The 17,984-nt window shown below is 71.1% G+C and carries 16 protein-coding genes; 5 read left to right on the forward strand and 11 right to left on the reverse strand.

The annotated features are described in order from the left end of the window. Positions 1 to 31 precede the first annotated feature (31 nt). From accD to rfbB, 6 genes are read right to left on the reverse strand one after another with little or no spacing between them, the layout of a single operon-like run. Positions 32 to 1,741, reverse strand: a complete 1,710-nt coding sequence (gene accD, locus ACFMQL_RS37270) for an acetyl-CoA carboxylase, carboxyltransferase subunit beta (RefSeq protein WP_364069399.1) — start codon at positions 1,739 to 1,741, stop codon at positions 32 to 34. After that, positions 1,738 to 2,073 (reverse strand): antibiotic biosynthesis monooxygenase family protein, encoded by a 336-nt coding sequence (locus ACFMQL_RS37275; protein WP_364069397.1) that lies wholly within the window; start codon positions 2,071 to 2,073, stop codon positions 1,738 to 1,740. The genes accD and ACFMQL_RS37275 overlap by 4 nt, the downstream gene beginning before the upstream one ends. Further along, positions 2,070 to 3,323 (reverse strand): ketosynthase chain-length factor, encoded by a 1,254-nt coding sequence (locus ACFMQL_RS37280; protein ID WP_364069395.1) that lies wholly within the window; start codon positions 3,321 to 3,323, stop codon positions 2,070 to 2,072. Before ACFMQL_RS37280 ends, ACFMQL_RS37275 begins: the two co-directional genes overlap by 4 nt. Beyond that, the gene (locus ACFMQL_RS37285) at positions 3,320 to 4,591 is read right to left on the reverse strand and encodes a beta-ketoacyl-[acyl-carrier-protein] synthase family protein (protein WP_364069393.1); all 1,272 of its coding nucleotides are present in this window, start codon (positions 4,589 to 4,591) and stop codon (positions 3,320 to 3,322) included. The genes ACFMQL_RS37280 and ACFMQL_RS37285 overlap by 4 nt, the downstream gene beginning before the upstream one ends. Continuing rightward, complete coding sequence (locus ACFMQL_RS37290; protein WP_364069392.1) at positions 4,588 to 4,998, reverse strand: cupin domain-containing protein; 411 nt, start codon at positions 4,996 to 4,998, stop codon at positions 4,588 to 4,590. The genes ACFMQL_RS37285 and ACFMQL_RS37290 overlap by 4 nt, the downstream gene beginning before the upstream one ends. Beyond that, entirely contained in the window at positions 4,995 to 6,002 is a 1,008-nt protein-coding gene (gene rfbB, locus ACFMQL_RS37295; protein ID WP_364069390.1) for a dTDP-glucose 4,6-dehydratase, read from the reverse strand. The genes ACFMQL_RS37290 and rfbB overlap by 4 nt, the downstream gene beginning before the upstream one ends. A gap of 174 nt (positions 6,003 to 6,176) precedes the next feature. Here rfbB and ACFMQL_RS37300 point away from each other — a divergent pair, with 174 nt between their 5' ends. Beyond that, positions 6,177 to 7,328, forward strand: a complete 1,152-nt coding sequence (locus ACFMQL_RS37300; RefSeq protein WP_378789521.1) for a cytochrome P450 — start codon at positions 6,177 to 6,179, stop codon at positions 7,326 to 7,328. Positions 7,329 to 7,334: 6 nt separating this feature from the next. On the opposite strand, the gene ACFMQL_RS37305 is transcribed toward ACFMQL_RS37300, so the two are convergent. The 3 genes from ACFMQL_RS37305 to ACFMQL_RS37315 form a co-directional block, all read right to left on the reverse strand. Further along, positions 7,335 to 9,158 carry a BTAD domain-containing putative transcriptional regulator gene (locus ACFMQL_RS37305; protein WP_364069386.1) on the reverse strand — a complete coding sequence of 608 codons (1,824 nt, stop codon included), beginning with the start codon at positions 9,156 to 9,158 and terminating at the stop codon, positions 7,335 to 7,337. 171 nt (positions 9,159 to 9,329) lie between these two features. Then, entirely contained in the window at positions 9,330 to 10,178 is an 849-nt protein-coding gene (locus ACFMQL_RS37310) for a hypothetical protein (protein WP_378789523.1), read from the reverse strand. A 186-nt stretch (positions 10,179 to 10,364) separates the two neighbouring features. Beyond that, positions 10,365 to 12,161 carry a BTAD domain-containing putative transcriptional regulator gene (locus ACFMQL_RS37315; RefSeq protein WP_378789525.1) on the reverse strand — a complete coding sequence of 599 codons (1,797 nt, stop codon included), beginning with the start codon at positions 12,159 to 12,161 and terminating at the stop codon, positions 10,365 to 10,367. 261 nt (positions 12,162 to 12,422) lie between these two features. Between ACFMQL_RS37315 and ACFMQL_RS37320 the strand changes: the two genes are divergently transcribed. Next, a complete protein-coding gene (locus ACFMQL_RS37320) occupies positions 12,423 to 13,517 on the forward strand; it encodes a nucleotide disphospho-sugar-binding domain-containing protein (RefSeq protein ID WP_378789526.1) in 1,095 nt (364 codons plus the stop codon). Here ACFMQL_RS37320 and ACFMQL_RS37325 read toward each other — a convergent pair. Beyond that, positions 13,461 to 14,276 carry an NAD-dependent epimerase/dehydratase family protein gene (locus ACFMQL_RS37325; protein ID WP_378789527.1) on the reverse strand — a complete coding sequence of 272 codons (816 nt, stop codon included), beginning with the start codon at positions 14,274 to 14,276 and terminating at the stop codon, positions 13,461 to 13,463. The genes ACFMQL_RS37320 and ACFMQL_RS37325 overlap by 57 nt on opposite strands. Before the next feature lie 19 nt (positions 14,277 to 14,295). Then, positions 14,296 to 15,666 carry an NDP-hexose 2,3-dehydratase family protein gene (locus ACFMQL_RS37330; RefSeq protein ID WP_364069376.1) on the reverse strand — a complete coding sequence of 457 codons (1,371 nt, stop codon included), beginning with the start codon at positions 15,664 to 15,666 and terminating at the stop codon, positions 14,296 to 14,298. A 126-nt stretch (positions 15,667 to 15,792) separates the two neighbouring features. Between ACFMQL_RS37330 and ACFMQL_RS37335 the strand changes: the two genes are divergently transcribed. From ACFMQL_RS37335 to ACFMQL_RS37345, 3 genes are read left to right on the forward strand one after another with little or no spacing between them, the layout of a single operon-like run. Next, positions 15,793 to 16,863 carry a Gfo/Idh/MocA family oxidoreductase gene (locus ACFMQL_RS37335; protein ID WP_364069374.1) on the forward strand — a complete coding sequence of 357 codons (1,071 nt, stop codon included), beginning with the start codon at positions 15,793 to 15,795 and terminating at the stop codon, positions 16,861 to 16,863. A gap of 42 nt (positions 16,864 to 16,905) precedes the next feature. Then, positions 16,906 to 17,166, forward strand: a complete 261-nt coding sequence (locus tag ACFMQL_RS37340) for a hypothetical protein (RefSeq protein ID WP_378789530.1) — start codon at positions 16,906 to 16,908, stop codon at positions 17,164 to 17,166. After that, the gene (locus ACFMQL_RS37345) at positions 17,127 to 17,963 is read left to right on the forward strand and encodes a nucleotide disphospho-sugar-binding domain-containing protein (protein ID WP_378789531.1); all 837 of its coding nucleotides are present in this window, start codon (positions 17,127 to 17,129) and stop codon (positions 17,961 to 17,963) included. Before ACFMQL_RS37340 ends, ACFMQL_RS37345 begins: the two co-directional genes overlap by 40 nt. Positions 17,964 to 17,984: the final 21 nt, after the last annotated feature.

The following is a 17,984-nucleotide window of genomic DNA, read 5'->3' on the forward strand; positions in this document are numbered from 1 at the left end:
CGGCGTTCCCGCCGCGCGCACCCCGATGGCCTCACCATGCGGCGTACGGCCCGCCGACCGCCGACGGCACGAGCTCCGTCCGGCAGGATTCGGCTCCGAAGCCGCGGAAGCGGCGCCGGCGGTCCTTGACCAGGCCCGCGCCGTCCAGCCCCGACAGTTCGCGCAGCGCCTCGATCACGACCGCGCGGAGGGTCTCCGCCATGGCTGCGGGGTCGGTGTGCGCGCCCTCCCCCGGCTCCGGCACGACGGCGTCCACCACGCCGTGGCGCAGCAGGTCTCTGGAGCCGATCCGGAGCGCCTTGGCCGCTTGCGGGGCCGCGGCGGAGTCCTTCCACAGGATGGCGGCGCAGCCCTCGGGGCTGATCACGGAGTAGATGGCGTTGGCCAGCGCGTAGACGCGGTTGGCGACGCCCAGCGCGAGCGCGCCGCCGCTGCCGCCCTCCCCGGTGACGACCGACACCACGGGGACCGGCAGGCTGGACATGAGCCGCAGATTCTCTGCGATCGCCAGCGCCTGGCCTCCCTGCTCCGCCTCGACGCCCGGGTGCGCCCCGGGAGTGTCGATGAACGTGATCACCGGCAAGTTCCACTTCGCCGCCAGCCGCATGAGCCTGGCGGCCTTGCGGGAGCCCGCGGGCAGCGACATGCCGAAGTTGCGCGCGGCGAGCTCCTTGTCGCCGTGGCCCTTCTGGTGGCCGATCACCATGACCGGCGCGCCGTCCAGGCTGCCGAGCCCGCCCACGACGGCCGGGCAGTCTCCGGACTGGCGGTCACCGTGCAGCTCGACGAACCAGTCCAGCATGCCGTACAGCAGGTCCAGGGTGGTCGGTCTGGCCGGGTGCCTGGCGAGTTTGACCGCGCGCCAGACGTCGTGCTCCGGCAGCCGGCCCGGGTCCTGGATGCGCGGTGCGTCCTCGGCCGGCGCGTGCCCGGGCCCGGCGCCCGCCGCCACGCTGAGCAGCCTGCTCAGCGTGCCGCGCAGCGCGCGGCGCGGCTGGATGTCGTCGATGAGTCCATGGCCGAGCAGGAACTCCGCCGTCTGGAAGCCGGGCGGCAGCTCCTGCCCGATGGTCTGCCTGATGACCCTGGGCCCGGCGAAGCCCATGCGGGATCCGGGCTCGGCCAGGATGACATCCGTCAGGCTCGCGAACGACGCCGCGACGCCGCCGTACGTGGGGTCGGTGAGCAGCGAGATCGTGACCACCCCCGCCTCGTCGAGCGCGGCGAGCGCCTGGCTGGTCTTGGCCATCTGCATCAGCGACAGCACGCCTTCCTGCATGCGCGCACCGCCCGATGCGGTCACCAGCAGCAGCGGGACCCGCTCGGCCAGGGCGACCTCGGCGGTGAGCGTCACCAGCTCTCCCGCGGCCGAGCCCAGGCTGCCGCCCATGAAGCCGAAATCCATGACCGCCGCCACCAGCGGGTGGCCCTCGATCGTGCCGCGGACGCAGACGACGGCCTCGTCCAGCCCGGTGCGGGCCCTGGCCTCGCTCAAGCGCGCCGCGTACGGCAGCGCGTCGGTGAACTCCAGCGGGTCGAACACCCCGGCCTGGAACGGCAGCGGGGTGACCGAGCCGGGGTCCATGAGCAGGTCGATCCGTTCCATCGCGGTGAGCGGCGCGTGGTGCCCGCACTCCCTGCAGACCAGCAGGTCGCGGACGAAACGCCGCCGATACAGCAGCACTCCGCATCCCCGGCATCTCGTCCAGTCCGCGACGGCTTGCCCGCGGGCGGCCGTCACGTGTCCTCCCCCGCGTGGGCGGGCTCCAGGTGGTACACGATGCGGGAGGTCACCATGGAGCCGTCGATCCGGTAGGGATGCAGCCGCTTGCGGTGTTCGACGTGCTCGGCGCTCCGCTCGAACGTGCGGAATCCCGCCTCGTCCGTCCAGTCGCTGACGATGTAGTAGACGCCCGGCTCGTCCTGGCTGGCCATGAGCCACTGGCCCCGGTTCGCCGGGTCGGCGGTGACCGCGTCGCCGACGCGCAGCCAGGTCTTCTCGAAGTCGCTCTCCATGCCGGGGCGTATACGCATGCGCAGGAGCACGCGGAAGCGTTCCTTGGGCTCGCTCATACTCGTCCTTCCGTGGTGGTGGCGCCCGCGGGCCGGCCGCGCAGCACAAGGGCGGCGTTGAAGCCGCCGTAGCCTCTGGCGATGACCAGAGCCGTCCGGACGGCTGCCGGGCGGGGCCCACCTCGTACGAGGTCGATGTCGATGCCGTCGGCCAGGTCGTACGCGCCTGCCGTCGGCGGGATGACGCCGTCGCGGATCGCCAGCAGCGCGGTGGCGACGTCGAGCGCCGCGCCGCCGGCGTACAGGCGGCCGGTCATGGTCTTGGGCGCGGTGACCGGGACGCCGCGGGGTCCGAAGACGGCCGTGATGGCGTCCGCCTCCAGCCGGTCCAGCCTGGCCACGCCGGCGGAGTCGGCGAACACCACGTCGATGTCGCCGGGGTCGCAGCCCGCGTCGCCGAGTGCGCCGCGCACCGCCCGCTCCAGGCCGGGCGGACGGTCCACGCCGGGCGGCGGGTCGAACGTCGCCATGTAGCCGGCCAGCACGCCGTACGGTGCGCCGGTCGCGGCGTCGGCGTCTTCCATGACGAACATGGCGCCGCCTTCCCCGGGAACGTAGCCGCGGGCGGTCCTGCCGAACGGCTGGTAGGCGTTGCCGGGGTCGTCGGAGCCGCTCAGCAGTCCATTGGCGGTCTGGGCGACGAGCCCGTAGGGGCACAGAGAGGCGTCGGCGCCGCCGGTCATCACCATCCGGCTGCCGCCGCGCAGCAGCCGCCGGGCCTGGGCCAGGGCGTCGAGGCCCCCCGCCTGCTCGGTGGCCAGCACCCCGCAGGGGCCGCGCATGCCGTACCGGATGGAGGTCTGGCCGGTGGTGGCGGCGTAGAACCAGGCGATGGACTGGTAAGCGCCGACGCTGCGCGGTCCGCGCCGCCACAGCGCCTCGATCTCGCGCTGGCCGAACTCGGTGCCGCCCGACGAGCTCGCGGTGACGACGGCCATGTCGTACTCGGGCAGCGCGGCGGGGTCCACCCCGGCGTCGTCCAGGGCCATCGCAGCCGCCGCGAGTCCCAGATGGGTCCAGCGGTCGGTCTGCGGCACCAGGCGGCCGGGCATGTGGTCGGTCTCGACGAAGCCGGGCACCTCCCCGGCGACGCGGCAGGCGTACGGCGTGGCGTCGAACCGGGTGATGTGCCGCAGCCCGCTCTTTCCCGCCAGCACGGAGTTCCAGTAGTCGTCGATGGTGAGGCCGTTGGGTGCGACCACGCCGATCCCCGTGATCGCCGCCTCCACGGGGCACTCCACGGGGCTCATGCCGGCCGCCTCTCCGGGCCGACCAGCACCACGGCGGTCTGGAAGCCGCCGAATCCCGATCCCACGGAGAGCACCGCGTCCGTGCGGTGATCGCGCGCGGTCACCGGGACGTAGTCGAGGTCGCACTCCGGGTCGGGCGTGTGCAGGTTGGCCGTCGGGGGCACCACGTCGTGCTCGATCGCCAGGGCGCAGGCCGCCAGCTCGATGGAGCCGATGGCGCCCAGCGAATGCCCGACCATCGATTTGATCGAGCTGACCGGCACCTCGTAGGCGTGCAATCCGAGGGCGCGCTTGAAGGCGGCGGTCTCGTGCCTGTCGTTCTGCTTGGTCCCCGATCCGTGCGCGTTGACGTAGTCGATGTCGCGGGGATCGAGGCGGGCCTCCTCCAGCGCCACCCTGATGGCCTCGGCCATCTCCCTGCCGTCGGGCTTGAGCCCGGTCATGTGATAGGCGTTGCTGCGGGAGGCGAAGCCGGCGATCTCGGCGTACACGTGTGCGCCCCTGCGCCTGGCGTGCTCCAGTTCCTCGGCCACGAACACCGCGGCGCCCTCGCCGAGCACGAACCCGTCGCGGTCGCGGTCGAAGGGCCGCGACGCGTGCTCGGGGTCCTCATTGTTCGCCGACGTGGCCTTGATCGCGTCGAAGCAGGCGACGGTGATGGGCGAGATCGGCGCGTCCGCGGCGCCGGTGATCACGACGTCGGCGGCCCCTTCCTGGATCAGCCTGTAGGCGTGCCCGACCGAGTCCAGCCCGGAGGTGCAGCCGGTCGAGATCAGGGAGACCGGCGCCTCGGCGCCACACGCCCATGCCACCTCGACGGCGATGGTGCTGGGCACCATGTGCTCGTACAGATGGGGTATCGCGTAGGCCGGATCCACCAGCCAGTGCCGGCCGGCGTCGCTCAGCACGACGTACTCCTGCTCCAGCGACATCGTGCAGCCCACCGCGCTGCCGATGCTCACGCCCACGCGGGTGGGGTCCACCTCGCCGGCGGCCAAGCCGCTGTCGGCCAGGGCCATGCGCGCGGACACCACGGCGAACTGCGCCGCCCGGTCCATCCGCCGCCGCTCCTGGGGGCTCAGCCCTTCGGCCGCCTGGTCGAAGTCGACCTCCGCCGCCATCCGCGAGCGGAACCCGCCGGCGTCGAACAGGCTGATGGTACGGGTCGCGGTGCGCCCGTCCGTCATCTCCTCCCAGAACGCCTTGGTCCCCACCCCACCGGGTGCCACCACCCCGATGCCGGTCAGGACCACTCTGCGCCCGCTCACCGGCTCCCTCCGCCGGCGTGGGCGGCGGGCAGGGGCTCGGTGTCCACGTGTCCCAGTTCGGGGCGGGGCGCCAGGGGCCCGAGGTGGAAGACGACCTCGACGGTCTCCGAGCCCCGGTTCTCCAGGCGGTGCCGCACGCCGATGGGCACCAGTAACGCGTCACCCGGGTTCAGCTCCACCGGCTCGCCGTCGAGCAGCATGACCGGCGAGCCCGTCACCACGTACAGGAACTCCTCGGAGTAGGGGTGGTAGTGCTCCGAGACGTACTCGCCGGCGGTCAAGGTGAGGAAGCCGGAGAAACCGGAGGTGGCTCCCACCGTTTTCGGGCTGAGCAGGACCCTGATGTCACCGCCTCTGCGCAGGTTGGGCGTCACCTCGGCGACGGAGATCTTCTTGGGCTGTTTCATGGGCTGACTGTCCTCCTCGACGTGACCGCGAGCTCTGCCCTCTTCTTGAGCGGCTCCCACCACCACCGGTTGTCCTGGTACCAGCGCACCGTCTCGGCCAGCCCTTGCTGGAAGGGCACCTCGGGCTCGAACCCGAGCTCGGCGCGGATCTTCGAGGCGTCGAGGGAATAGCGCCGGTCGTGCCCCTTCCTGTCGGGCACCCACCGGACCCGCTCCCAGTCCGCGCCGACGGCATCGAGCAGGAGGCGCGCGAGATCCCTGTTGCTCAGCTCCGTGCCGCCGCCGACGTTGTAGACCTCGCCCGGCGCGCCTCGCATGAGCACCTGGTGCACCGCTCGGCAGTGGTCGGAGACGTGCAGCCACTCCCTGACGTTCATGCCGTCGCCGTAGAGCGGGACGTCCTCGCCGTCCAGCAGGTTGGTGATGAAGAGCGGGATGAGCTTCTCGGGATACTGATGCGAGCCGTAGTTGTTGGAGCAGCGCGTGATGCCGACGTCCATCCCGTGGGTGCGATGGTAGGACCGCACCAGCAGGTCGGCGGCGGCTTTGGAGGCCGCGTAGGGCGAGTTCGGCCGCAGTGGCCAGCTCTCCGTCCATGAGCCGGTCTCGATGGATCCGTAGACCTCGTCCGTGGAGACGTGGACGAACCTGGACACGCCGCTGCGCCGTGCGCATTCGAGCAGGACCTGTGTGCCGAGCACGTTGGTCCTGACGAAGGGCACGCCTCCGGCGATCGACCGGTCCACGTGCGACTCCGCGGCGAAGTGCACCACGGCGTCATGTCCCGGCAGCAGCTCCATCAGCAGGTCCTCGTCGCAGACGTCGCCGCAGACGAAGGTCATCCGGAACGGGTCGAAGGTCAGATTGTCCAGGTTCCCGGCGTAGGAAAGCCGGTCCAGCACGGTGAGCCGGATCTCCTGCGCGCCGGGGTAGCGAGCGTCGAGTATCGCGTTCACGTAGTGCGAGCCGATGAATCCCGCGCCACCGGTCACGAACAGTCGCAACGTTCGCTCCTTTCTCGCCCACGGCCGGCTGCCGTACCCCGGAAGGCTCTCCTACCTGCCTCAAGACGCTGTCGAAAACGGCTGAACTCGCGGGCGCCCCCGCCTTCCAGCGATCTTCGATCGGCGCCGCGCACAATCGGAGACCGCGAACGCTTCCCTATCGAGGTGGTCCTCATGCGCAAGGACGATCGCGTCCCCTCCTATCCCTTCACCGGACCGCCGGGGCCTCGGCCCGCCCCCGACCTCGCGGCGCTGCGGGACGCGGCGCCGGTGGCACGCGTGTCCCTGCCGTCCGGGGCGCTCGCCTGGCTGGTCACGCGGCACGAGGAGAACCGCCGCTTCCTCGCCGATCCGGCCTTCAGTCGCGCCGCCGCCGTCTCCGGCGCCGGTCCCCGGCTGCGCTCGCGCCCGCAGTCCCCTTCGCTGGCGGCGATGGACCCTCCCGAGCACACGCGGCTGCGCAGGCTCGTCACCGGGGCCTTCAGCGGCGGCACGGTGGCGCGGCTGCGGTCGTGGCTCGATGAGGCGGCCGACAGCCTGGTCCGTGACATGGTCGCCGCGGGCCCGCCGGCCGACGTGGTCGCCTCGCTGGCCCGCCCCCTGCCGTTCCTCGCCATCTGCCGGCTGCTGGGGGTGCCGGTCTGCGACCACGCGCGCTTTCACGACTGGGTCACGGCACATCTCGACGGGACGGACGACGACGCGCTGCTCGGATACCTGGCGGGACTGGTGACGGCCAAGCGAAAGGAGCCGGGCGAGGACCTGCTCGGCGAGTTGACCGGTGTCCTGGACGACGCGGAGCTGGTCGCGCTGGGTTCCACGCTCCTGGTAGCCGGTCTGCAGCCGCCCGCCTGCATGATCGCCGGCTCGGTGCAGGCGTTACTGGCCGATCCCGGGCAGCTCGCGGCGTTGCGGCGCGAGCCCGGCCTGATGGACACGGCGGTCGAAGAGCTGCTGCGGTACGTGCCCATCGCGGTGAGCGGCGGGACCATGCGGGTCGCCGTGCGCGCCACCTCGCTGGGCGGGCAGCGCATCGAGGAGGGCGAGGCCGTGCTGCCTTCGACGGTCGCGGCCAACCGGGACCCGCGGGCGTTCACCGATCCTGACCGGCTGGACCTTGCCCGCACCCCGAACCCGCATCTCGCGTTCGGGCACGGTCCGCACCGTTGTCTGGGCGCGCATCTCGCGCGGGCGGAGCTGCGTGCCGCGCTGGCGGCGCTGCTGCGCCACATGCCGGGGCTGCGGCCGGCGCTGCCGGATGATCAGGTGACGTGGCGGACGACCGGGCTGCTGCGCGGTCCTGAGCACCTGCCCGTCACGTGGTGACCCGCGTCAGGCGCGCAGGCTCTCCAGGATCGCGCCCATCGCGTACGTGCTCAGCAGGGCGCGCGGCAGCCCGAAGAAGGAGTAGTGGGCCTCACCGGCCGCGTCGGTGCCGACCGGCCGGACGAAATGGTGCGAGACGAGCTGGCTCAGCAGCACCCGCGTCGAGGCCGGGTTGCGCCCCAGCAGGGCCGAGACCGCGTTCGCGCTGAAGCTCTCGCCGACGAACAGGCTGAGCCACCGCGCGGCGGCCCGGTCGGTCTCGGAGAGGCGCTGATAGGAGGCCTCGTATTCGGTGCGGAGCGCGAAGTCGGTGGAGTCGAGCCGGTCCAGGCGCTGCTGCTCGTCGGCGAGCTGCCCGTGGAAGCGGCCGAGTGACAGTTCGGGGATGATCGCCAACCGTGCTCCGGCCGCGCGTATGGCCAGGGGAAGGTTGTCACAGGAGCGGACGATGAGCTCGGCCGCCCGGCGCTCGCGCTCGACCCGGGCGCGGCCCACGATCTGGGCGAGGAGCTCGATGCCGTCCTCGGCGCTCATCACGGTGACCTTGATCTCGCACATGTCCCGCAGACCAGCCAGCGGGGTGCGGCCCGTCACCAGCATGCCGCAGTGCCGGCCGCCGGGCAGCAGCGCGGTCACCTGCTCGGCCGAGGCCACATCGTCGAGCAGGATGAGAAGCCGACGCTGGGCCGTACGTGCGCGAAACAGCGCGGCCCGCTCTTCCCTGGTAGCAGGGACCTTGTCCCTGCTCACCCCGATGGCGCGCAGGAATCCGTACAGCACCCTGTCGATCGAGGCGCCGTCTCCGGTGGAGGAACGGAGGTTGGCATACAGCTGGCCGTCGGGGAACCGGGTGCGCACCCGGTGTGCCGTCCGCAGCGCGCAGGCCGTCTTGCCCGCGCCGGGCATGCCGATGAACGTCACGATAGGGGGTCTGCCGTCCCCGGTCTCCTCCTTCAGCGCGGCCTCGGCCATGGAGACCTCTTCGGATCTGGCCGTGAAGTCGGCGATGTCGGGAGGGAGCTGAGCCGGTGGCCTGACCGAGCGGCGGTCGTGGGCGCGTACCTGGGCATTCAGGTCGAGCCTTGGGGCCGCGTCGAGGATGTCGCGCTGCAGGCGCCGCAGTTCGGCGGAGGGCTCGACGCCGAGGTCCTTGACGAAGCACTGCCGGACGCTCTGGTAGAGGTCGAGGGCCTCGCATTGACGGCCGGAGCGGTAGAGGGCGAGCATGAGCTGCTTGTAGAAGCCCTCGTGGTAGGCGTGGGATGTGGTGAGCCCTTTCAGCTCGCTGATCAGCTCTCGGTGCCGGCCGCAGCACAGGTCCGCCTCGATGCGCAGCTCGACGGCGCGCAGCCGGGCCTCGCCCAGCCGGGTGACGTGCGCGTCGAGGAGCCGCCCCGTCTGTACGTCCGCCAGAGCGGGACCGCGCCACAGGGACAGGGCCTCGCCCAGCCTGGCGCTGGCCGCCTCCGGCTCGCCGGCGGCCAGCGCGGAACGGCCTTCCTCGGCGAGAGCCTCGAACCTGAACAGGTCGATGGTCTCCTCCGGCGTCACCACGATGTAGCCGGCGGGCTTGGTGACGAGGATGTTGCCCGCGGAGGGGTGCTCGGCGTCGAAGATCTTGCGGAGGAGGTAGATGTAGGTCTGCATCGTCGTCATGGCGCTGCGGACGGGCTCGTCCCCCCACAGCTCATCAATGAGCGCCGCCGTCCGCACGATCTGATTGGGGTGCAGCAGCAGGAGGCTGAGCACCCTGCGTAATTTAGGCGCGGACGGCGCAATATCGCGCCCGTTGCTGAGGACCTCAAGACTCCCCAGGATCTTGAATTCCATGACGAGATTCCTTCCTATATGCGAGTTCGCCCAATTGCGACTCTCTTGATCACAATCGCTCTGCTCCACATGACCGCCTGGACGCCACTGCGCATTATTAGAATCAGCTTCATATGAAGTCCGACCACTGTCAATAGCACCCGATATGGACCTGAGATTCACAGGTATGTTTCAGCTTTCGGTTACCGCGTTAAGAGAGGGAACGCCGAGCAGGTGCAGCCGGCCCTTGGTCAGTTCCAGTTCCAGACGGACCGGCGTCGGCAGCACGCTTACCAGTTCCAGGGTCCTGCTCGCGATCTCGCGCGCCGTCCGGCCGTCCAGGCAGGGCGTCTCACGCAACTCTGCCTGGACCTCCGTCTCCCGGACGCCTCCCCCTTCCGCGTCGATCGTCATCCGCCGCTTGTCCGCCACCTGCCCGCCGACGACCGCGCGTGTGGCGCCGTCGATCACCAGCAGGTCAGCGACATCGTCGTCCTCGCGCAGCCCCCAGCCGGCGCGCAGGACGACGACCCGGCCGGCGGCCTCGGGATCGAACGAGGCGGAGATCCAGGCGCGCGGCCGTTCGAAGCGCTGCACGACCACCACCACCCGCGACGGCACGCAGCCCGGCTCCACCTGCCCGCGCCGCCGGGCGGACAGGAACGGCGCGGCGCTCTCCATGACGGCCTCCACCAGTGCGTCCTCGCCCACGTTGTGGAAGGACGGCGCCCGCGGCAGGCGCATCCGCGGTGCTCGCTGATCGAGCCCGACGGAGGCGCGGACCCGCAGGCTCGGAGCGGAGCCGGCGTCCCCGCGCGGGAAGCGGGAGACGGCCGCGCGCAGCACCGCCTCCAGCCCGGCGGTGTCGTCCCAGCGCGGGCAGAAAGTCATGGGAAGGCAGAATCCCGCGGGAACCACGAATTTTCCGTGCAGGCTGCTGATCGCCGCCATTTCCGCCCCGACCGTGGCCGGCTGCAAAGAGCCGGGACCGCCCAGCCAGTGGACGTTGCCGCTGTCCTCGCACATTTCCGCCTCCTCCATGAGAGAGCTCCCAGCCGAACGCCGACGGCGAGTGACTCGACCGATGGGAAGGCAGATCATCTTTGTTATTTCTCCCAGGGGACGCCGGAGTCGGCATGGACATATAGCGGGAGCGGGTCGCCTAACAATGGACCGGCCGGATGAATGAATTCTTTTTCGGCGAGGCAACCGGCCGGGCCTATTTATTCACCTCATCGCGTGACCGCTTTCCTCCAGTGCGCGCTCCCGCACGTACGCGCGGGTCAGCGGCGCGAAGGCGTAATGCAGTTCGCCGCTCGGGTCGCGGCCGCTCACCCTGACGAAGCGGTGCTCCAGCAGCCGGATCATGACCGCCTCGGTCGCGGCGACGCTCCACCCGAGCAGGCGCGACACCTGCTGGGCGGTGAAACCGGTGCGGTGCTCGCTGCTCATGCGCTCGAGGACGTCGCGCTCCGGCCGGCCGAGCCGCCGGTAGCCCGCGTCGTAGCCGATGCGCACGTCCACGTCCCTGGAGCTCAGCTCGGACAGCCGGCGGCGCGACCTTGCGAGGTGGTCGGCGTACTCGGCGAGCGACATCGGCGCGGATCGCAGCGCGGCAGCGGCGCCCTTGATCGCCAGCGGGAGATGCTCGCAGAGCCGGACGATGCGCGCGGCGTCACCGGGGGCGTTCTCCACCCGGTGCCGCCCGACCATCAGGCTCAGCAGCCTGATCCCTTCTCTCGGGTCGAACGGTCCAAGTTCCACCACGTGCGCGCCGGCCAGGGCGGGCATAGGTCTGCGGCTGGTGACGATCACCGCGCTCTTGGTGCATCCGGGGATGAACTCCCGCGCGCGGGCGGCGCAGTCGGCGTCGTCGATGACGACCAGGCAGCCCTGGTCCGCCATGAGCGTGCGGTATGCGTTGCCGCAGTCGGCCAGGTGCTGGGGCATGTCGGCGCGCGGCAGGCCGAGGGCGGGCAGCAGGTGCCGGAACACCTCGACGGGATCGGCCGGGCACGCCTCCGATCCGCGCAGCGACAGGAAGTGCACCCCGCCGGGGAAGGAGCGGCGCAGCCGGTGCGCCATCCGTATCGACAGCATGGTCTTGCCGCTGCCGGGCGGGCCGGTGATCCACACGATGGGCGTCGCGGGTGTGCTCCTGCTCCGCGAGGTCAGCAGTTGTTCGATCCTGTCGGCGACGGTGGACCTGCCCACGAAGTCCGGCGGGTCGGGCGGCAGCGGAAGGGCGGCGGGCTCCCCCGGCGTGCCCGGTGCCGTGGCCGCCGGGCGCTTGGTCTCGCGCAGCATCTCGCGGTAGGCGCTGCGCAGCGTACGCGAGGGTTCGAGCCCGAAATCGTCGAGCAGCCGGCCGCGCAGCCTGGAGTACACCTCGACCGCCTCCGCGGTCCTGCCCGCCTGGCGCAGCGCCTTCATGAGCTTGGCGGTGAGGCTCTCATTCAGCGGGTTCTCGGCGAGGAGCGATCTCAGCTCGCCGATCACCTGCTGAGGGCAGCCGAGCCTGAGGCGTGCGTCCACCCTGCTCTCCAGAGCGTCGAGCCTGCGCTCCTTCAAGCGTGTGAGCTGTGCCGTGAGCGACCTTCCCATGGGCACCCCCGCCAGCATGTCGCCGCGCCACATCGTCAATGCCGCGTCCAGGGCTTCGACCGCCGAGCGCGCGTCACCGGCGGCGAGGCTCGTCTTGCCCTCATCGATGAGCCGGTCGAAGCGGGACAGGTCGAGGCTGGCGGAGGGGATGATGAGTTCGTACCCGTTCGGCCTGGTCAGCAGGAGATCGTCGCGCCCCAGCACGGTGCGCCGGAGCTTGTAGACGTAGGTGTGCAGGGTGGAGGCCGCGCTGTCCGGTGGCCGTTCGCCCCACAGCTCGTCGATGAGCTCCCTCACATGGACGACAGTGTCCCTGCGGAACAGGAGAAGGGCGAGGAGTGCCTGCAGCTTGGGGGTCTGAGGAGTGACGTCGTTGGTTCCATCGGTGACCGACAGCGGGCCCAAGACACGGAAGTACATGGTCTATCCTCACCAGGATCTAACCAGACTGACCTTTACCCTCACGCAAGTACCTGAATGCCAGTAGTGCGAAATGTCACCACCCTCCATCGCTTCTGCCGCGCCTCGAGGCTGCGTGCCGTTTCTCGAGGCTTGATCGAGGCGACCTCACCGTCGCCGTCGAGGGCTCCAGCCGGACCCCAACGCTTCTCTAGGGCGGGTCAGCACGATGCGGGTATGCGGGTACTCATGACGTCGGTCTGGCCGACACACTTCCTTCCCATGGTCCCGGTCGGCTGGGCATTGCGGGCCGCCGGCCACGAGGTGCGCGTGGCGGTGCCGCCGTCGTGCGTCGACGCCGTGGCCGGTGCCGGCCTGCCCGCGCTCGGCACGGGCCAGGACGTCGAGGTCGTACGCGGGACGCGGGATCGGCGGGACGGCGACGGCCACGCCCCGCGCGCCCGCATACTGAACGCGCTGGACACCTTCGTCGGCGTGGCCGCCGCGATGGCCGGCGATCTGGTGGAGCACGCCCGTACGTGGCGCCCGGACCTGGTCGTCCACGATCCGCTGGCCTTCGCTGGACCGCTGGCCGCCGCCGTGCTCGGGGTGCCGTCCGTACGCCATCTGTGGGGCGCGGACATGACCACGAACGGCGACGTCACCCAGGCGTCGCTGCTGGCGGAGCTGAGCTCGTTCGAAGCCCTGCTGTCCCGGTTCGGGCTGCGCGAGCTGGCCGATCTCGGCACCCTCACGCTCGACCCCTGCCCGCCCAGCGTGCAGGTGCCCGCTCCGGTCGAGCGGCAGCCGATCCAGTACGTGCCCTACAACGGCCCCGGCGTCCAGCCCCGCTGGACGACGACCCTCCCTCCGGCGCCGCGCGTCTGCGTGACGTGGGGCAGGACGGTGGCGCGCTTCGCCGGCCGGATCGGCTTCCCCGCGCGGGCGGTGGTGGAGGCCGCCCTCGCCGAAGGCGCGGAGGTGATCGTCGCCACCACGCAGGATCAGCTTCCGGAGCTGCCATCGGGCGTGCGCGTGGCCGTGTCGGTGCCCCTGCACATGCTGCTGCCGGCCTGTTCGGTCATCGTGCACCAGGGCGGCGGCGGCACGGTGCTGACCAGCCTGCGCATGGGCGTTCCCCAGCTCGTGCTGGGGCAGCTTCCCGACCACGCCTTCCACGCCGAGCGCATCGCGCAGTCGGGGGTCGGGCTCCGGCTCGACCCGGCGGAGGCCGATGTCCCCCGGCTGCGGGCGGAGCTGTCGCGGCTGCTGTCGGAGCCGTCCTACGCCCAGGCGGCGCGGCGGGTGCGCGAGGAGATGCTAGGCCTGCCGATGCCCGCTGAGGTGGTCGGCGTGCTGGAGCGGCTCGGGCCCTGAGTACAGGGGAGCCGAGTACAAGGGAAGGTACTTGTCCAGGACCCGGGCGTAATAGCGCGGCCCGAACCCGAGCCGGTCGACCTCGGGCATGAGCCCGCGCAGCTTGGCTATCGACACGCTGGCCGCGGCGTGCGGCACCGGTCCGTCGACCACCCGCCGGTCCGCCACCATGCCGAGCCGCGACTCGATGTGCGCGACGATGCGCTCCACCGGCACGGCGTGCCCGGTGGCGACGTTGACGACCTCCCTCGAGAGCCGCAGATCCAGCAGACCGTCGAGAATGCGCGTCATGTCCGCGATGTCGATGAGGTCGCGGGTGGCGCCGCGGTACACCGTCACCGTGCCGGCCCTGATGCCGCCGACGAGCACGGGGAGCAGGCCGTTGTCCCGCTGGTGCGGGCCGATCAGGTTGCTGACCCGCAGCACGAGGTAGTCCACGCCGGATCTGGCCAGCGCCGTCTCCAGGGCGAGGTTGTGCCGGCCGTAGGCGCCGCCGGGAAAGATCGGGCCGTCCTCGGTGCCCGCGCTGCCCTCGCCGCCGTACATGGCCACCGACGCCGTCGAGAAGAACACCAGGCGCCGTCCCTGCCGCAGGCAGCGCCGCACCACCTCGTACAGCAGCGCGGCCTCGCGGCCGAACTCGTCGTCGTCCTTGACCGTCGAGTTCGGCACCCCCGCCGCGAAGGCCACGACGTCGGGGTGGCGGTGCGCGATGGACTGCAGGTTACGGGCGATGAAGCCGCGGCCCACGATCTCCATGTCGTTTCCTCCCCGTCGTTCAGACCAGGACGGAGTTCAGGCAGGCGAGCAGGCTCCGCGCCTGGACGTTGAGGTAGTGGCTGTGCCGGAGCAGGCTCGTGAGCTGCCGCAGGGTCATCCACTGGAAGTTGGGCGGGAGGTCGAGCTCCTCGTCGTCGCCGGCCTCGACCAGGAGGTAGCGGGTCTGGGCGCAGTGGAAGCGCCCGCCCTCCTCCGAGAGCAGGGCGGAGTAGCGGATCCGCTCGGGCCCTGCCGCCAGCACGTAGTCCAGGAACGGCGGCCAGTCCGTGCGCGGCATGTCGCGGTAGTTGGCGGGATTGCACAGCACCGTGGGCGCCAGCTCGACCACGTCGACGAAGCCCGGCTCGACGCGTGCCTGCGCCAGCACGTGCAGCACTCCGCCGACCCGCTTGGCCACGAACGCGGCCACGCCCTCTCCGCGCGGGGCGATGAGGGGCTGCGTCCAGTGGGAGACCTCCCGGCCGCTGGCGCGTACGTCGACCGCGAGCACGCTGAAGAACTTGCCTTCCTCGTGGGAGATCTCGTATTCGGTGCGGTGCCAGCCCTTCACCTCGGCCAGCGGTATGGGGCGTACGGAAGTGTGGTAGCCCGCCTTGACCTCGGTGAACCAGTTGAGCAGCCGCTCCGTGGGCACGCATGAAGGCCCGTCGCCGATGAAGGAGTCCCGCACGGTCCTGGCGAAGCCGTCACAGGCGCCCTCTCCGTCCCCCAGCCAGTCCGGCAGGGCCAGCGGCAGGCAGGACAGCACCGAACGGGCGTCCATGTTGACCAGGTTGTCCAGCTTCAGCAGGCGCCAGACCTCCTCCAGGGGCAGCCACAGGAAGTCCTCCTGCGCCTCGACGTCCTCACCAACCTCGACGATCATGTTGCGGTTCCGCTTGCGGTAGAACCAGACGCCCTGCTCGGACTGCAGCACGTCGATGAGGACCCGCCCGCGCTGCGGCCGCACGAAGTAGTCCAGGTAGCGCGTCCCGTCGCCGCGGTGGACCCTGGTGTAGTTGCTGCGCGTGGCCTGCACGGTCGGCGACAGCTGCAGCACGTTGACGTTTCCCGGCTCCGGCTTCGCCTGCAGCAGGCAGTAGACGGCTCCGTGGACCCGTTTGACGAGGATGCCCAGGATCCCGAACTCCGGTTGCCGGATGATCGGCTGCCACCATTCGGGGACCGGACCATAGTCGGAACGCACGTGCACGCCCTCGACCGCGAAGAACTTGCCGCTGTCGTGCACCAGGTTGCCGGTCAGGGCGTCGAAGCCCCATCCGACCAGGTCCGACAGGGGTATGCGTGCGACCTCGAAGACGTGGGAGCGCCGGCGTTCCGCGAGCCAGGAAGCCAGGCCCAGATGGGGCTCCGCGAGCGTGTCTGCCATGGCCCCGACTGTCGGAGACGCGGCTCGAAGTGTGCTTGAGACGGGCTGACGACGGCCGTGACCAGCCGCGCGCGAACTCTGCTCGAGCGGCCGCGGGCACCCTGGTCAACCCCGACGAAGGAGAGCGTGGTGGATGGTCTGGGCATGGGCGTGCTGGGATGCGCCGACATCGCCTGGCGCCGCACGATCCCGGCCATGCGGGCCGGGGGCGCGCGGCTGGTCGCCGTCGCGAGCAGGAGCCGGGACAAGGCGCGACGCTTCGCCGACCGGTTCGGCTGCCGGGCCGTGCAGGGCTACGAGCGGCTGCTCGAGCGGTCCGACATCGCCGCCGTCTACATCCCGCTGCCGAACGCGCTGCACGCGCGATGGGCGGAGGCGGCGCTGCTGGCCGGCAAGCACGTGCTGGTCGAGAAGTCCTTCACCGCCGACGTCGCCACGGCCGAGCGGCTCACCGGTCTCGCGGAAGGGCGCGGGCTGCTGCTGATGGAGAACTTCACCTTCCTGCACCACTCCCAGCACGCCACGGCGCGCCGGCTCGTCCTGGAAGGAGCGATCGGCACCCCGCGGCAGATCACCGCCGACTTCGCCATCCCTCCGGGGCCGGGCTCCGCCCTGCGCTACCAGCCCGAGCTCGGGGGCGGCGCCCTGCTGGAGTGCGGCACCTACACGGTGCGGGCGGCGCAGCTCTTTCTCGGCCCCGACCCGGTCGTCGCCGGCGGCCTGCTCGTGCGGGACGGGGACGGCGGGGTGGATCTGGGCGGCGGTGCGCTGCTGTACGACGCGCGCGGCGTGACGGCGCACTGCTCGTTCGGGTTCACCCACATGTACCGGTGCGCCTACAGCGTCTGGGGAAGCACCGGCAGGCTCACGCTCGAGTGGGCGTTCACTCCCCCGCCGTCCGCACGCCCGGTCCTCAGGCTCGAACGCCAGGATTACCGGGAAGAGCGCGTCCTCGCCGCCGACGATCAGTTCGCCAACATGGTGCGGCGGTTCGTCGAGGACGCTCAGCGGCCCCAGGCCCATCGCGAGCACGCCGCCGACATCGTACGGCAGGCCCGCCTGCTCAGCGCGGTAGCGGCCACGGCCCGAGTCATCAGCCCTGCGACCTCGGAGGATCGCCCATGGCAACCTTCTCCTTCCTGCCCAGCCCCATGCCCGGCCACGTCAACCCGACCCTCGCCGTCGCCCGCGAGCTGACCCGCCGCGGGCACGAGGTGCTCTATCACCTTCCGGAGAGCTATGGCCGGCAGGTACGCGAGACGGGCCGGCCTGCACCCGATCCGGGTCGCGCCGCCCGAGCGGTACGCCGACCCGCTCACCCGGTTCGCGATGTTCCCCGTCTGGCTGGCCAAGGCCGCCGAGAGCGTGCTCCCCGAGGTGATCGACCGGCTCGGTGACACCAGGCCGGACGTCATCCTCTACGACCAGACCTGCGTCTGGGCCGGCTGCTCAGCAAGATCATGCCCGGGCCCGCGGCGCAGTTCGTGCCGACGTACGTGAGCAACGAGCACTTCTCCCTCATGAACAGCCCACGCTACGCCCCGATCCGCGAGCGGCTGGCCCCGGCCTTCGCCGAGATCGTTCCTCCGCTCGACCGCCTGAACCGAACCTTCGGGCTCACAGCACGGCCGCACGAGCTGTTCGCGCGGGACGAGGAGCTGGTCCTGGTGATCATGCCGAGGGCGTTCCACCCCGCCGGGGAGACCTTCGGCGCCCCCTTCGTCTTCGTCGGCTCCAGCATCGACCTCGCCGCGCCGGCCGACCGCCGGTTACTCGAACGCATCGCTCCCGGCCGGCGCGTCGTCTACATCTCCTTCGGCACCGTGATGAGCCTGTCGCCTGAGCTGGTGGACACCGTGTGCAAGGCGTTCGCCGACGACGTCTGGCAAGTCGTGTTGTCGCTCGGCGACTACACGCCGGCGCTCACCCTGCCGGGCAACGTCATCGCCGCGCCCTCGGTTCCGCAACTGGACGTGCTGCGGGCCGCCGATGCCTTCGTCACCCACGGCGGGGTCAACAGCGCCGTGGAGTCCATCGCGGCGGAGGTGCCGATGGTGGTGCTCCCTCTCACCCCGGAGCACGCGGTGACGGCCGACCAGGTGGCGGCGCTCGGCCTCGGCACCCGGCTCGACGCCTCGGGAACGACGCCTGAAGCGCTGCGCGAGGCGGTCGATCACGTGGCGCGGAGCGCGTCGATCCGGCGTGCCGTCAGCGGCATGCGTCGCGCCCTGGAGGTCGACGGCGGCTACCGGGCCGCCGCGGACGCGCTGGCCGCAGTGGCCGGTGACAGGTCGTGACATTCCGCACTACACATCGCG

This window comes from Nonomuraea fastidiosa (genome assembly GCF_042751225.1).
Classification (GTDB): domain Bacteria; phylum Actinomycetota; class Actinomycetes; order Streptosporangiales; family Streptosporangiaceae; genus Nonomuraea; species Nonomuraea fastidiosa.

Excerpts from the sequence above, each read along its gene's own strand:
- ACFMQL_RS37325 (WP_378789527.1), bottom strand. The coding sequence starts at position 14,276 with ATGGAGATCGTGGGCCGCGGCTTCATCGCCCGTAACCTGCAGTCCATC.
- ACFMQL_RS37340 (WP_378789530.1), top strand. The coding sequence starts at position 16,906 with ATGGCCGGCAGGTACGCGAGACGGGCCGGCCTGCACCCGATCCGGGTC.
- ACFMQL_RS37290 (WP_364069392.1), bottom strand. The coding sequence starts at position 4,998 with ATGAAACAGCCCAAGAAGATCTCCGTCGCCGAGGTGACGCCCAACCTG.
- ACFMQL_RS37305 (WP_364069386.1), bottom strand. The coding sequence starts at position 9,158 with ATGGAATTCAAGATCCTGGGGAGTCTTGAGGTCCTCAGCAACGGGCGC.
- ACFMQL_RS37275 (WP_364069397.1), bottom strand. The coding sequence starts at position 2,073 with ATGAGCGAGCCCAAGGAACGCTTCCGCGTGCTCCTGCGCATGCGTATA.
- ACFMQL_RS37315 (WP_378789525.1), bottom strand. The coding sequence starts at position 12,161 with ATGTACTTCCGTGTCTTGGGCCCGCTGTCGGTCACCGATGGAACCAAC.
- ACFMQL_RS37310 (WP_378789523.1), bottom strand. The coding sequence starts at position 10,178 with ATGGAGGAGGCGGAAATGTGCGAGGACAGCGGCAACGTCCACTGGCTG.
- ACFMQL_RS37345 (WP_378789531.1), top strand. The coding sequence starts at position 17,127 with ATGCCCGGGCCCGCGGCGCAGTTCGTGCCGACGTACGTGAGCAACGAG.
- ACFMQL_RS37300 (WP_378789521.1), top strand. The coding sequence starts at position 6,177 with ATGCGCAAGGACGATCGCGTCCCCTCCTATCCCTTCACCGGACCGCCG.
- ACFMQL_RS37330 (WP_364069376.1), bottom strand. The coding sequence starts at position 15,666 with ATGGCAGACACGCTCGCGGAGCCCCATCTGGGCCTGGCTTCCTGGCTC.
- ACFMQL_RS37280 (WP_364069395.1), bottom strand. The coding sequence starts at position 3,323 with ATGAGCCCCGTGGAGTGCCCCGTGGAGGCGGCGATCACGGGGATCGGC.
- ACFMQL_RS37320 (WP_378789526.1), top strand. The coding sequence starts at position 12,423 with ATGGTCCCGGTCGGCTGGGCATTGCGGGCCGCCGGCCACGAGGTGCGC.